Origin of the sequence: Microbacterium sp. NPDC076895 (assembly GCF_040687115.1) — a bacterium.
Lineage (GTDB): Bacteria > Actinomycetota > Actinomycetes > Actinomycetales > Microbacteriaceae > Microbacterium.
Genome location: NZ_JBFBMQ010000006.1, coordinates 134,373 through 148,211, shown reverse-complemented (window position 1 = coordinate 148,211; position 13,839 = coordinate 134,373). Strand labels below are relative to the sequence as shown.

Here is a 13,839-nt window from a genome sequence, read left to right as displayed (position 1 = left end):
CATGGCAATAGGTCGGGTACGGCTGACGCCGTGGTGCCAGCGTAGTAGTTCGACCCTGCCGTAATGCTGGTTTGCGGGCGCTCAGCCCTGCGCGACGCCCAGAGTTTGCCGAGCGATCTCGAGTTCTTCATTGGTCGGTACGACCAGGACGCTCACCTCAGACGCATCGGTCGAGATACGACGGATGCCGCGCTCCCGCCGCTCGTTTCGTTCGGGTTCGATCTCCACTCCCGCAAAGCCGAGGGTTTCGAGGGCTGCCGCACGAATGATGGGCGAGTTTTCACCGATGCCGGCGGTGAAGGAGATGACATCCACACCGCCGAGCTGCGCGAGATACGCACCGGCGTAGGTGCGGAGGCGATGGATGTAGACATCGAAGGCGAGTGTCGCAGCCTCATCACCATCCTCATAACGCTGTTCGATGTCGCGCATGTCGGAGGCTCCCGCAAGCCCGAGCAGCCCCGAACGCTTGTTGAGCAGGTCGTCGAGGTCGTCGATGGACAAACCTGCGCGCCGCGCGAGCTGGAAGACGATGGCCGGGTCAACGTCGCCCGAGCGGGTGCCCATGACCAGGCCCTCCAACGGCGTGAGCCCCATGGAGGTGTCCACCGACCGACCGCCATCGATCGCGGTGACCGAAGCTCCGTTCCCGAGATGGAACACGATCTGCTTGAGGTCTCCGAGCGGACGGCCGAGGAATGCCGCTGCTGCTTCGCTCACGAACTTGTGCGAGGTGCCGTGGAACCCGTACCGGCGCAGGCGATGCTGCTCGGCAAGTTCGCGGTCGATCGCATACGTGTAGGCGGCGGGGGCAAGCGTTTGGTGGAACGCGGTGTCGAAGACGGCGACGTGGGGAATCGCGTCGAAAGCTTCCTGCGCAGCACGGATGCCCTGGACCGCCCCCGGGTTGTGGAGGGGCGCGAGGACCGAGAGGTCTTCGATATTGATGAGCACGAGCGGGGTGACCAGCGTCGGCTCGAAGAAGCGCGCCCCACCGTGCACGACGCGGTGCCCAACCGCCACGGGCGGGTTCGTGTCCAGGGACGGACCATGTGCCGCGAAGGCATCGAGCATCACCTGGAAGCCTGCGGTGTGGTCGGGAATCGGCAGATCGCGCTCGGAGGTCGCGCTCACGAAGGTCGGTGCTGGCTCGTCAGCGGCAAAGTCTGCCGCGGTAACGGTGTGGCGCGAGTGACCGTTGTCTTGGCCGATCCGCTCCACGAGGCCCGAGGCGAGCACCGCTTCGTTGTCCATGTCGATCAGCTGGTACTTGAATGACGACGAACCGCTGTTGACGACGAGGACGACACTCATGCGGTGGTCCCTTCCTTCTCGGTGGATGCCGGAACCGGGGTGTCGGCATCCGCTTGAGCCTGAATCGCGGTGATCGCGATGGTGTTGACGATGTCGTCGACGAGGGCGCCGCGCGACAGATCGTTGATGGGCTTGTTCAGGCCCTGCAGCACGGGTCCGATCGCGACGGCACCTGCTGAGCGCTGAACTGCCTTATAGGTGTTGTTCCCCGTGTTGAGGTCGGGGAAGACGAACACCGTGGCTCGACCGGCGACCTGGGATCCGGGCATCTTCGCTGCGGCAACTGCCGCGTCGGCCGCTGCGTCGTACTGGATGGGACCCTCGACGAGCAGCTCTGGTGCCCGGTCGCGAACGAAGGCGGTTGCTGCGCGCACCTTCTCGACATCCGCCCCCGACCCCGACTCCCCTGTCGAGTACGACAGCATCGCGACGCGGGGGTCGATCCCGAATTGGGAGGCTGTCGCTGCAGACGAGATTGCGATGTCGGCGAGTTGCTCGGCTGTGGGGTCGGGAATCACGGCGCAGTCGCCGTAGACAAGCACCCGGTCGGCCAGAGCCATCAGGAAAACGCTCGAGACGACGGACACACCCGGCTTGGTCTTGATGATCTCGAACGCCGGACGGATCGTGTGGGCCGTCGTGTGCGCGGCCCCCGAGACCATGCCATCGGCCAGGCCGAGGTGGACCATCAGCGTCCCGAAGTAGGACACGTCGGTGACGGTGTCGGCTGCCTGATCGAGCGAGATCCCCTTGTGGGCCCGCAGGCGCGCGTACTCCTGCGCGAACTGCTCGACGTAGGCGGGGTCGAAGGGGCTGATGATTTGCGCCGCAGACAGGTCGACGCCGAGCTCCGCAGCCCGCGTCCGGATCTCACCCTCGTCACCGAGGATGACGAGATCGGCGATCCCGCGCGCAAGAACTGTGGCCGCGGCACGGATGACACGATCGTCGCCTCCCTCGGGCAGAACGATCCGGCGCCGATCCGAGCGGGACCGCTCCACCAGCTGGTACTCGAACATGAGCGGGGTTACCACTGTCGAGCGGGCAAGACCCAGCGATCTGCTCAGAACCGCGGTGTCGACGTGCTGCTCGAACATCGACAGTGCCGTGTCATAGCGCCGCTGGGATGCCGCCGCGAAACGCCCGCGCGTGTTGATGACCTTGACGGCGGTCTCGAACGTGCCCTCGTCGGTTGCGATGACCGGGAGGTTCGAGGCGACGCCATCCATCAGCCTGTCGATCTGCTCCGGCAGGGGGAAGGGTCCGTTGAGCAGGATGCCTGAGATCGAGGGGAACGTGCCCGAGGAGTGAGCAAGCAGCGTCGCCAGCAGTACTTCGGTGCGGTCGGCTGGGATCATGACGATGGAGCTTTCGCTCAGCCGCGGAAGCACATTGACCATCGACATCCCCGCGATCACGACACCGAGGACCTCGCGTGAGAGAAGTTCCGCGTCGCCCTTGATCAGGGTTCCATCGATCGCCGCCATGACTTCGCGCATCGTGGGGGCCACGAGGAACGTGTCCTCGGGGATCGCCCACACCGGCACGACACCGTCGGATGCCACGTGCTCGGGCTCGCGCGCGTGATCGACGAGCTCGCGCACCGCCCCGACGACATCGTCGATGCGATCCGGTTCGGCACGGTTGACGACCACCGCGAGCAGCCCTGCCCGGCCGTGCGCGAGCTCCGCCAACGCGAGGGCGGTGATCTGCCCGATCTCCTCAGGAGTGCGCGCGGGCGACGACCCGAGCTTTTCCGCTTCGCCGGTCCGACCACTCATGACGAGCAGAACCGGCGCGCCGAGGTTCGCCGCGATGCGGGCGTTGTAGCCGAGCTCCGCGGGGGATCCGACATCCGTATAGTCGCTCCCCACGATCACGACGGCGTCGCACTGCGCCTCGACAGCCTTGTAGCGCTCGACGATCTTGCCCAGAGCCGCGTCGGGATCGGCCCGCACTTCGTCGTAGGTCACACCGATGCAGTCCTCGTACGGCAGATCGACACCGTCGTGAGCGAGAAGCATCTCGAGCACGTAGTCGGGTTCGACAGTCGACCGAGCGATCGCTCGGAACACACCAACGCGCGGAGTGGCATGACTCAGTGCATCGAGTACGCCCAGGGCGATGGTGGACTTTCCGGAGTGACCTTCTGCCGAGGTGATGAAGATGCTCTGCGCCACGTGTTCAGTCTAGGCGCGAGCCCGGGAGCGGCGCAGGCGAGGTGCCGGATAAAAGTAAGACTCTCCGCGCACCCGGCAGAGCCTGGTTACCCTTGCTACGTTTCCGTCCTGGGGGAGTTGGCCTGGATGCCGCCGCGCGGAGAGCTTCCCCTAGTCTAACCACTCGCCCCGGCCGGGATTCGCGGCGTCCTCCCAGAGCCGCACCCACCCGGCCAAGGTTACGATTGTGCAACGACCGACGAGGCGCCGCGTATCCGACGAGGCGGCGCGCGCACAGGCGGAGGGGGCGGTATGACCGAGAGCGTCATCGGCGAGGAGCGGGTCACCGCGGGAAGCCCGCCGGTTTCGGTGGAGCGCTTCGCCGAGGTCACCGACGCGATCCTCGGGGCGATCACCTCGGTGATAGACGGCAAACCGGAAGCTGCCCGCAGCGCTCTGATCTGCCTGCTTGCCGAGGGGCACCTCCTCATCGAGGACGTTCCCGGCGTCGGCAAGACGATGCTCGCTCGGGCGCTGGCAGCATCCATCGATGCCGCCGTGCGACGCATCCAGTTCACGCCCGACTTGCTCCCGGGCGACGTCACCGGCGTTTCGGCCTTCAACCCCATCGATCGGGAGTTCGAGTTCAAGCCCGGAGCGGTATTCGCGAACATCGTGATCGCCGACGAGATCAACCGCTCCTCCCCCAAGACCCAGTCCGCGCTCCTGGAAGCTATGGAAGAGCGCCAGGTCACCGTCGATGGACACACGCACCTTGTGCCGCATCCGTTTCTGGTCGTTGCCACCCAGAACCCTCTCGAAATGGAGGGGACCTACGCTCTTCCCGAAGCGCAGCGCGACAGGTTCACGATGCGGATCTCGATGGGGTACCCGGATGCTCGCGCCGAAGCGCTCATGCTGCGCCAGCGCGAGACCGTCAACCCGCTCGAATCCGTGCGACCGGTCGTCACGACCCACGAGGTGGCGGAGTTGATCGTGGCGGCGCGGCACATCCACGTGGCACCGGCCATCGAGGAGTACACCGTCGCTCTTGCTCAGGCGACCCGCGCTCACCCTGACCTGAAGCTCGGAGCGAGCCCGCGCGCGACGCTGCAACTGGTGCGAGCCGCCAAGGTGGCGGCGGCGCTGGAAGGGCGATCCTTTGTCATTCCCGATGACATCACCGGCCTGCTGCATGCCGTGTTCGCCCACCGCCTGATCGCCACCCGAGCAGCCGGTGGCGCACACCATGGCGAGGCAGCGGTAGCAGGCGCCCTCGATCAGATCGCGGCAAGCGCCCGCGTCCCCCTCGCCTCGCGCCGGTGACATGCACTGGTGGCCGTTCACGCTTCGGGGCACCGGCGCCCTGATCCTTGCGATCGCCTCGTTCGTGATCGCGGGCGAGACCGGCGTCGTCGAGCTTATGTTCTTCGGTGTCCTCATGGCGGTGCTGTGCGCGGGGAGCCTCGCATCGCTCTGGTTTCGGGCAGCTCCCGCCGCCACACCCCGACGGATCGTCCCTGACGTCTCGACGGTCGGCAAACCCACGACGGTCACGGTCACGCTACGGCCACCGAACCGCATGATGGGTAGATCGGGGCGGTGGCACGAACTCGCCGACCCGGTTTTCATCGGCGAACTCGAGGGTGATCTGACGTGGAGCGGAGCCGAGCGGGTCGCGACGGTGACCTACAGCGTGACGCCGAGCATGCGCGGCACCCACTCTCTCGGCCCGCTGCGGGTGGTCACCGAAGACCCTTTCGGGCTGGCCCGCCGCGCGGTGCGGGTTGTCGATGCCGAATCGGTCAGGGTCGCCCCCGCGCAGGTCGAGGTCACGGCGCTGCGTGCGATGACGGCGACAGCGGGTGGGGCGCTCCACGCCACCCACACCCAGCGGGGCCATGGCGTGGACAACCTGCTGGCCCGCCCCTATCAGCCGGGGGATTCGATGCGCCGCATCCACTGGCGTGCGTCAGCTCACTACGACGGACTGATGGTGCGCCAGGAGGAGAATGAATCGGCACCGGATGCCGTCGTCGTGCTCGACCGGGACGACGCGCGCTGGGGGGCCGGGGCCGCTACCGCGCCTGGGCAGGATCCCGCTTTCGAGGCAGCGGTTGCCACAACCGTGTCGGCTGTCGCGCAACTCTCGCGCGACGGCTACACCGTCAGCGTTCTCGACAGCGACGGAACCCCGCTCCACGAGCCCATCGAACCGGGCGAAAAGGCGCTCCTCGACGCGTTCGCTGCGGACTGCGCAACCATCATCGCGGGCACCGGGCACAACATCCATGATTTGCCGCGCGCCTTCGCTCGGGTCGGCAGTGGCCCGATCGTCATCATCACCGGCTCCGTCTCTGAGTCCGATGTCGCAGCCCTGGCACCCATCGGCACACACACGACCCTGCCGATCCTGCTGGCCACCGACGCCAGCGCTGACGCCTTCGACCACGCAGCGGAGTTGGGGTGGCGAGTTCAGGCCATTCGCGTGGGACCCGAGATGCCCGGCTGGTGGGACGACGCGCGCGATCAAGGTCCGCGGCGATGAGCTTGTCGACACGATGGCGGGCAGCGCGCAGCGCCCGCCGCCGGGGGACGCGAAACGGACGCTCCGACGCCCTGCTTACCGTCGGTGTGATGATCGGGATCGTCGCCGCGCTTCTTCCCGTAACGCGAGTCATCGCGCCCGGCGCCTGGATCTGGGGAGCCCTCGCGCTGTCGGCGGCGACTATGGCCACAGGATTCCTGCTCCGCCGCACCCGGATGTCTGCGATCGGTATCAGCGCCGTCGAGCTGGCGCTGACGATCGGCGTCGTCACAGTGGTGTTCCTGCGAGAGACCGCTCTGTGGGGGATCATCCCGGTCTTTGGGAGCGTCGATCAGGCAGCGGGCCTCGTGGTCACAGCATCCGAGGAGATCCTCTACAGCGCGGCCCCCATGGTCCCCACTCCGGCGTTGAGCTTCTTGGTCGTCGGGGCGGCCGGCCTGTTCACGATTGCCGTGGATCACATCGCGTTGACAGCGCGGATGCCGCTCCTGGCCGGTGTCGCCCTGTTCACGGTGTCGCTGATTCCTGCGCTCGCGGTGCCCAGCGCCGTCAACCTCTGGTCGTTCGCGCTACTGGCAGCAGCCGTGCTGCTGATGCTTCGCGCCGAGACGCGCGGCCGGGAGCCTCGGGGAGGACGTGCAAGCGGCGCCTCCGCCGTCGCAGCAGGTATCGGCGCGCTCGCGCTCGTCGCGACCCTCCTGATCACTCCCTCCCTCCCCCAGCCAGGCCCCCGGGTTGCGTCCGGGAGCGGGACCGCCGGGATCGATGCATCCCTCTCACTCGGGCAGGATCTGCGTCGCCCCGAGCAGATCGAGGTCCTGCGGATGCGCTCGACCGCGCCGCTGCCTCCGTACCTGCGCGTGGCAACGCTCAGCGAGTTCACCGGCGCCGTCTGGGAACCCGACCGCACGTGGTCGCTTCCTTTGGAAGGCGGATCCGCGTTCGGCGATGTCGGAACCGGTCCCGGCATCGAGGTGGCCGACTACTCCACGACTGTCGAGATCACCGACCTCTCCGCATCCTGGCTTCCGGTGCCCTTCCCTGCTGTGGGAGTCGAAGGCCTGTCGGGTTCGTGGAACGTGATGCCGCTGAACCGGACGGTCGTGGGCGACAACGGAGCAACGCAGGGACAGTCGTATGTCGTCGAGACCCGCGTCCCCGAGCCGACCCTCGACCAGATCCGTGCAGCGGATGCCAACCCTGACCAGGTTCGGGACACGGCATCCGCTCTGCCCGACAATCTCCCCGAGATCATCGCCCAGACCGCGCGAGAGATCACCGCCGGCACCACGAACGACTATGACGCGCTGATCGCGATGCAGTCCTGGTTCCGCGGATCGGACTTCCGGTACTCGCTCGACGCCCCGGTCGAGCAGGGGTTCGACGGGTCAGGCGCTGACGCCGCAGCGGCATTCCTCGAGGTGAAGTCCGGGTACTGCGTGCACTACGCGTCGGCGTTCGCACTCATGGCGCGAACCCTCGATATGCCCTCGCGGATCGTGGTCGGCTATCTGCCCGGCGTCAACACGAGCACTGTCGTTGACGGGCAGAACGTGCGGTCGGTGCTCAGCGGACAGCTTCACGCGTGGCCAGAGGTGTACTTCGACGGGATCGGCTGGGTCGCGTTCGAGCCGACCAACAGTCTCGGGACGGCGACGCGGTTCGGATCGGCCACGGATGCCGCCCAGAACGACGCTGCCAACCCCACGCCGACCGCCTCATCCGCGCCGTCGGCGACGCCGCAGCCCACGCGATCGGCCCTCTCCGAGAACCTCGACACTCCGAATGCCTCGGTTCCCCTTCCCCTGCAGCGCAACCTCGCGGCGTTCGGCTGGGGAGCCTTCACCCTCGGGCTACTCGCTCTGCTAGCCGCGCCGGGCGTTGTTGCTGAGCTGCGCCGACGGCAACTGCTTGCTTCGGCCACGCGCGGTGATGCGGTGGCCACGTGGGCAGTTGTTCGGGATACGGCGGTGGATCTCGGCATCCGGGTGGCAGGTAGCGACACCCCGCGGATGCTCGGGGACCGGCTCGTGCGGGAGTACGGCGTTGATGCGGATGCCATGTCTGTGCTCGTGTCGGCTATCGAACGAGAGTCGTATGCACTGTCCGGTGCTCGCACGGTGTCGAGGCAGCGGCCCGGCGATGGCGGAACCGAGCGCGGGACGCTCGCCCAGGCGGCTCGAGAGGTTCGCGGTCAGGTGATGCTGGCGGCCTCTCCTGCGCGACGCTCGATCGCCCTCGTCGCGCCTCGGTCACTGGTGCTCGGCCTGTTTACCCGCGGGTAGACGAAAAAGCCCTGAGCCGCGACCCGTTCGTAAACGGGTCGCGGCTCAGGACAATGGCGGTGACGGTGGGATTTGAACCCCTATCGCAGGTCAACGAATGCCGGCTCGACCGGCGAGATCGGCGTGATTCCGCGGAAGTTCGGCACATGTGCGCACAGTCGAAAACACGCGCGCGCAGATATTCCGTTACCGCTGCGTTACCGCTGGCCCTCGGTCATCGACCGAAGCCACCGCGCTCGTCGTCGCTTGCGCCCGTCAGCATCTGAACAGCGCTCTTCGGGGACCCGTCGAGTGCGCGCAACTCCTCGAGCGCAGCCCTCTGGATCTCGTCGCGGTTTCGCTCGAAATTCTCGCCGCGCAGCATCTGTCCGATGCTACGCGTCGCTCTCCAGAGCCTCGCGGACCTTCTGCGCGAAGCCAGGAACTCCGCTTCGTGAAAGCCGATCAAGCAGCTGGGTGAGCTCCACGGGTGGCTGACGCATAGCGGCCGCCTGTTCCGTCACGATCCGGCAGGCACCCCGCGGCGAGAGATCGAACTGATCCAGGAGGAACGCGTCGGTCCGGATGGCCTCAAGCCCCAGCGGAGCGAGTACGGAGTCTGGGAAGTCCTTCACGTTCTCGGTGACAATGAGGTCGGCCCTGCCGAGAAGTGCGGCCGCCACAACGTGGGCATCGTTCGGGTCGGGCAGTTCGATGCCCTTGGCGAGCGGCTCCCAGCCTTCGACGAGCGCATCGTCAAAGGCTTCGTTCATTGATCGAAACCGGCTACGGAACCGGCTCGGATCGACATCCGGGTGAATGCGCTCGAGCGCTCGGAGCGCTTCGACGAGGACATTCTGCGACCAGACCGGGCGAAACGCACCCGCGTCAGCCATCCGGAGCATGGTGTCACACGGCGCAAGGGGCACGATCACACACGCATCGAGGAATGCCGTGAACCGCGCCACCGCTACGACTGCTTCCGCGCCTCAGCCAACGCCTCTTTATAGGCGTCCGCATCGACGTCATATAGCCCGTCCTCGTCCGCTTGCCGGGTGAGCTCGTCCAAGCGGCTCCGTCGGTCAGCGCGCTTTCGGTCGCGGTATGCGAGAACGTCGTGCAGTCGCAACCTGCGATGCCTGGACTCGCCAAACCGCTCGAAGGGCAGTTCATCTTCATCGAGCAACCGGACCAGGGTGTTGCGGCTGATACCGAGCAGGGTTGCCGCCTGCTGGGTCGTCAGCTGCCGATCGATGGGTTCGACGCTGACAGCCTCGCCGCGCTCCATCGCCGACACCACCTGCCGGAGCACGTCGTACGCCACCATCGGGAGCGGAATCTGCTCGCCATCAGGACCAAGCAGCAGCGCAGGAGCGGTGTGATGCTCCAGGAATCGCGCGAGCTCAAGCATCTCACTGAGGTCCTGAGGCGGGTCGACGACCAACGGGTCTCTCGTTCGTACGGATGCGGTGCTCATGGATCCATATTCGCCCAAATCGGCCAAATCCGCCATATCGTTCAGGACATTGGCGGGAAGTGGAGGACCCGAGCTTCGCTTCACCGACATCATCGGCGCACAGCCGACCGTCGCCACCCCAGAGGCACACCGCTGTGACATCGGCGTTTCCCGGCCGAGCCTGTGGCCGCGTCCAAGCATTTCCTAGCCGCACCAACGCCTGCTTCTCTACGGCGACTGCGCCCAGAGGCGGCCTCGGGACGAACCTGACAGATCAGTATGCTCAGATCTGCCACGCCCGGCCATGAACTAGGGACTCAGGTCATGACGAACAGCACCAACACCAACTACGAACTCAAGACCATCCGCGCCGTCCGCGGCATGGAAGACCGTGCTGTCAAGAAATGGCAAGCCGATGGTTGGCAAGTCGTCTCTCAAGAACGGGGCAAGCTGCGGACCGAGATTGTCCTTCGCCGCGCAAGATCGAAGGCTCGGCCTCTGCCGTGGATTATTGGCAGCGCAGCCGTGGCACTCGCCCTGGTCACCGTCATCACCATCGGAGTGCTCAGCGAACGGAACTCGGAGCCGGACACGTCGGCGCCTTCCGTCCCAGCCTCAGAGTCGCCCGTAGAACTAGCAACCAACGAGCCGGCCTCCGGCACGGCCGACGACGCCGAGTGCTCGATGTCGGGCGCATCCGCCAACTGCACGTTCGGACAAACCGTGCTCTACACGGATGAGACGCGTGAAGGTGAAGTGGCACTGGAGATCACAGTCCATGAGCCTGTCTCCTTCACACCCAGCAACGACGCGACCTTCTGGAACAGCCGCGCAACTCAAGTGCCCGCACTCCCCGTGAACGTGTACTTCCCGGTCACCATCACGAACGTTGCAGACGAGGACCGCGGTAGCGACTTCATCTTCACTCAGGCCACAAATGCAATTGAGGGAGAGACGGAGATGCTGTCGGTGAGCGACGGAGACGTCCTCGACTATCCGCGCTTCGATGCCCTCGCCCCAGGCGCAACCTACAGCTTCAACAACGGCTGGAGCATGTCAACGCTCGATGGCATCGAGTTCGAAGTCAGCATTGACGGGCTAGCCGGCGGCAGAGTCACCTTCACGCGCTGACTGCGCTTCCGCCCAGCCTATGAGCGCGTTCGAGCGCTGGCTGTCCAGCGCAACCGCGACGGAGTCGAGGTCGTCCTCGAAGAGCTCCGCATATGTATCGAGCGTCATCGCCGCGCTCGCGTGCCCCAGCATCCGCTGAACGGCCTTGACGTTCGCCCCGGCGCTGATCGCGAGCGACGCCGCGGTGTGGCGCAGGTCGTGAGGAGTCACACGCGGCATGATCGGCGGGACCTCCGCTCCACGCTCCTTCGCCTCGTTGAAGGACGACTGGTGGTCCGACGGATCCCAGACCTGAACCCCAAGCAGGTCGAGCAGCCGACCTTGTTCGACAGCTACCGGCACCACGCGTTCTTCACCACCACCGACAAGCAGACAATGGGAACCGTCGCGGCGGACAAGACCCACCGCGGGCACGCGATCATCGAGCAAGTTCACGCCGACCTGAAGGCGGGCCCGCTCGCTCACCTGCCCTCGGGAGTGTTCACCGCGAACAGCGCATGGCTCGTCCTCGCCGTGATCGCATTCAACCTCACTCGCGCCGCTGGACTCATCGCCGACCGAGGCGGGCGGCTCGCCCGGGCAACGACCGCAACGATTCGCCGCACCCTCATCTCAGTGCCGGCACGACTGGCACGGACGGCGCGCCGCATCATCCTGCACCTGCCGGACGCCTGGCCCTGGCAGACCGCGTTCGACCGACTCTTCACCGCGACGCACGCACCACCACCACCGGCCGCGGCCAGCTGACCACCGCCGCCACCAGCGGCACGACCGAGAACGAAGTGGACAACCGGGATGAGACGCCCGGAACTCACCCCTGCCCGCAGCCGATCACGCCGCGCCCATCACGCCGACGCCACCCGCCGAAGGCTCATCGGTGGATCGAGGCCTAACGCAACAACGCCTGCGGACAGGATCATCGTGGTGATCGTGCGGGCTCTGCGCGGTACTCGTGCGGCGTTCACGCGGCGCGGCGATCCTTCGTTGAGAGCGCGGAGTCTTGCGTGATCCGTGCTGCCACCGAGCGGATTCCGTCCACGATTCGTGCTGTATTCATGCCGTGCGTTCTCCCCGCGACCTTGGTGCGGCATCGTCCGTGAGCCATGAGAGATTCGTGCGACGCCGCCGCAGTTGCCATTCGAGCCTCAGCCTAGCGACCACATAGGCGCGTTTAGGTTACTGTGCAATCTTCGTTACTCAGCGACTTTTGATGGGTGCCTGCCCCGAAGCCCGACCTCCGCGCCCTCGGCGTCGGGATCGCACAGCTCCGTCGCGAGCGAGGCATGTCGATCGAGCACCTCGCCGAGGCCTCGGGCGTGCACCGCAAGACCGTCATCGAAGTTGAGGCAGGCCGCGTAGCCGCGAAGATCTCGACTTTGCACGGGATCGCACACGCGCTGGGCGTCCCGCTCCCTGAGCTGGTCGTCCCGGTCTGTGCGCGGCACGCGAAGTCAGTCGGCACGCCAACGCCGACCGTCGAGCGGTGATCTACGGATTGACCTACGACCCGTGCTGTTCGTTGTTGGAGTCGCTCAGCCAGTGATTCCGCACGAAGTGCTCGAATAGGGCGCGCAGTTGCCCCCAGCTCAACGTCTATGGGCCGAACAGCTGGCCAAACGCGGTCCCGGCTGACTCCGCGAGCACTTGCACTCGTTCGGGCCGTCCGGCCCAGAGGTCGTGCCGCAAGCCCGCGATCATGTGGCCGAACCAGTCGCTGCCGGAGGCCTCGAGCCCAGCCAGGTCGTCGGGCAGTCGTCCGGGGTCAACAACGAGAAGACGACGACTATCGTCAAGCGCGGCCCATCGATCCAACGCAACATCGACGTGAGAGTCGCGGAAGCTATAGCCGACAGCGATCACCAGTGAGCTTCGCTCGAGAAGATCGATGAAGGCTTCAAACAGCGCAGGCATCGCACCCGCTTGGGTCAGCTTATTCTCGGCGCCGAACCGCAGATCCGAGAAGACCCCTCCTCCGCCGAACCGATACTCGTCTTCGCGGGTGAGAGTCCTATACCCGCCGATCGGGATCGGGCCGGCCTTCCGGAGTTCCTGATACCAGTTCAGCGATCCATGGAGCTTCAGCAACGGCGTGGCGTCAGCTGACGAAGGCCAGTGAAACCCGCCGTCCCAGTGATCGACACCAGTTGAGATAGAGGCGTCGCACTGCAGCGCGGCGCTCTCGACCAGGGTGTCGAAGTTGAGCGTGACGATCCCGAGGACATCGGCATTCACCAGAGCATTGAGGTACGTCGTGTCCGCGTTAGCGGAGCGATCTCGAAGTGTTGTGGTGGTCCAGTCAAGGATGTCGAACTGGAGATCGGCCAACGCCTTTGCTTCGACGCTGCCAGGTACATCGACGAGGGCACGCCATTCGGGCAAGACCAACACCTGACGAAGATCACCGATTGATCGGTACAGCTGCTCGATGTCCAGCGACGTGAGGTTCAATCGGTCCCGCACAAAGGTCCACGCCTCTGGCGCACGGGACTGCTGATCGATACCCGCGATGACGAGGTCGGTGAGGTCCTTCGATACTGGCAGCCCGCCAGGGACCGAGGCGCCGGCGCCAAGAACAACGACGACCCGGCCTTCCGCCTCCGCAACCCACTCGTGCACGACACTCAGCGTAGGAGATGAGATGGCATCGATGTCCACGCTCTGCAACGACTTAGGACACTTCCATTCGTCCGCCCGTCTCTACCAACTCGACCGTGCCCTACCCGATAAAGTCGGACTAGACCCAACGTCGTTGGGTGAGCTCCGGGAGGCTGACATGACTGAAGCATGGCTTTCTGTCGAGGACATCGCCGAGCATCTCGGCGTATCGAAGGACACCGTCTACACGTGGGTCGCGAGCAAGGGGATGCCTGCGCACAAGGTTGGCCGTCTCTGGAAATTCCAGGCGAGCGAAATTGACGACTGGGTCCGCAGTGGCGGCGCGGCAACACAGGAGAACGAAGGCTGATG

The 13,839-nt window shown here is 65.9% G+C and carries 12 protein-coding genes, 1 other RNA gene and 2 pseudogenes; 7 read left to right on the top strand and 8 right to left on the bottom strand.

Annotated features, from left to right (window positions below; all coding sequences use genetic code 11):
- Positions 1–81 precede the first annotated feature (81 nt).
- The 3 genes from AB0O89_RS07290 to ffs form a co-directional block, all read right to left on the bottom strand.
- Complete coding sequence (locus AB0O89_RS07290) at positions 82–1,314, bottom strand: acetate kinase (RefSeq protein WP_363495668.1); 1,233 nt, start codon at positions 1,312–1,314, stop codon at positions 82–84.
- Entirely contained in the window at positions 1,311–3,494 is a 2,184-nt protein-coding gene (gene pta, locus AB0O89_RS07285) for a phosphate acetyltransferase (protein ID WP_363495665.1), read from the bottom strand. Before pta ends, AB0O89_RS07290 begins: the two co-directional genes overlap by 4 nt.
- A 50-nt stretch (positions 3,495–3,544) precedes the next feature.
- Positions 3,545–3,644, bottom strand: an RNA gene (gene ffs / locus AB0O89_RS07280) — signal recognition particle sRNA small type.
- Between the two features lie 141 nt (positions 3,645–3,785).
- Between ffs and AB0O89_RS07275 the strand changes: the two genes are divergently transcribed.
- Genes AB0O89_RS07275 through AB0O89_RS07265 form a run of 3 tightly spaced genes read left to right on the top strand, consistent with a single transcriptional unit; the run spans position 3,786 to position 8,306 of the window.
- Positions 3,786–4,799 (top strand): MoxR family ATPase, encoded by a 1,014-nt coding sequence (locus tag AB0O89_RS07275; RefSeq protein ID WP_363495662.1) that lies wholly within the window; start codon positions 3,786–3,788, stop codon positions 4,797–4,799.
- A gap of 1 nt (position 4,800) precedes the next feature.
- Positions 4,801–6,021 (top strand): DUF58 domain-containing protein, encoded by a 1,221-nt coding sequence (locus AB0O89_RS07270; RefSeq protein ID WP_363495659.1) that lies wholly within the window; start codon positions 4,801–4,803, stop codon positions 6,019–6,021.
- Positions 6,018–8,306: a DUF3488 and transglutaminase-like domain-containing protein gene (locus AB0O89_RS07265; RefSeq protein ID WP_363495656.1), complete on the top strand. Its 2,289-nt coding sequence runs from the start codon at positions 6,018–6,020 to the stop codon at positions 8,304–8,306. Before AB0O89_RS07270 ends, AB0O89_RS07265 begins: the two co-directional genes overlap by 4 nt.
- A 214-nt stretch (positions 8,307–8,520) precedes the next feature.
- On the opposite strand, the gene AB0O89_RS07260 is transcribed toward AB0O89_RS07265, so the two are convergent.
- Genes AB0O89_RS07260 through AB0O89_RS07250 form a run of 3 tightly spaced genes read right to left on the bottom strand, consistent with a single transcriptional unit; the run spans position 8,521 to position 9,762 of the window.
- Positions 8,521–8,670, bottom strand: a complete 150-nt coding sequence (locus tag AB0O89_RS07260; protein ID WP_300594632.1) for a hypothetical protein — start codon at positions 8,668–8,670, stop codon at positions 8,521–8,523.
- A 10-nt stretch (positions 8,671–8,680) separates the two neighbouring features.
- Positions 8,681–9,253 carry a PIN domain-containing protein gene (locus AB0O89_RS07255; RefSeq protein ID WP_300594635.1) on the bottom strand — a complete coding sequence of 191 codons (573 nt, stop codon included), beginning with the start codon at positions 9,251–9,253 and terminating at the stop codon, positions 8,681–8,683.
- 2 nt (positions 9,254–9,255) lie between these two features.
- Positions 9,256–9,762 (bottom strand): helix-turn-helix domain-containing protein, encoded by a 507-nt coding sequence (locus AB0O89_RS07250; protein ID WP_300594638.1) that lies wholly within the window; start codon positions 9,760–9,762, stop codon positions 9,256–9,258.
- 303 nt (positions 9,763–10,065) lie between these two features.
- Between AB0O89_RS07250 and AB0O89_RS07245 the strand changes: the two genes are divergently transcribed.
- Entirely contained in the window at positions 10,066–10,872 is an 807-nt protein-coding gene (locus AB0O89_RS07245; protein ID WP_363495652.1) for a hypothetical protein, read from the top strand.
- Here AB0O89_RS07245 and AB0O89_RS07240 read toward each other — a convergent pair.
- Positions 10,840–11,088 (bottom strand): annotated as a pseudogene (locus AB0O89_RS07240) (tyrosine-type recombinase/integrase); the annotation flags it as partial. The gene AB0O89_RS07245 and the pseudogene AB0O89_RS07240 overlap by 33 nt on opposite strands.
- Before the next feature lie 39 nt (positions 11,089–11,127).
- Between AB0O89_RS07240 and AB0O89_RS07235 the strand changes: the two are divergent.
- Both AB0O89_RS07235 and AB0O89_RS07230 read left to right on the top strand, forming a co-directional pair.
- Positions 11,128–11,619 (top strand): annotated as a pseudogene (locus AB0O89_RS07235) (transposase); the annotation flags it as partial.
- 467 nt (positions 11,620–12,086) lie between these two features.
- Positions 12,087–12,359 carry a helix-turn-helix transcriptional regulator gene (locus AB0O89_RS07230; protein WP_363495649.1) on the top strand — a complete coding sequence of 91 codons (273 nt, stop codon included), beginning with the start codon at positions 12,087–12,089 and terminating at the stop codon, positions 12,357–12,359.
- Between the two features lie 106 nt (positions 12,360–12,465).
- Here AB0O89_RS07230 and AB0O89_RS07225 read toward each other — a convergent pair whose 3' ends face one another.
- Positions 12,466–13,488, bottom strand: coding sequence for an SIR2 family protein (locus tag AB0O89_RS07225; RefSeq protein WP_363495646.1), 1,023 nt, complete (start codon positions 13,486–13,488; stop codon positions 12,466–12,468).
- Positions 13,489–13,645: 157 nt separating this feature from the next.
- Here AB0O89_RS07225 and AB0O89_RS07220 point away from each other — a divergent pair, with 157 nt between their 5' ends.
- Positions 13,646–13,837 (top strand): helix-turn-helix domain-containing protein, encoded by a 192-nt coding sequence (locus AB0O89_RS07220; RefSeq protein ID WP_363495643.1) that lies wholly within the window; start codon positions 13,646–13,648, stop codon positions 13,835–13,837.
- Positions 13,838–13,839 lie beyond the last annotated feature (2 nt).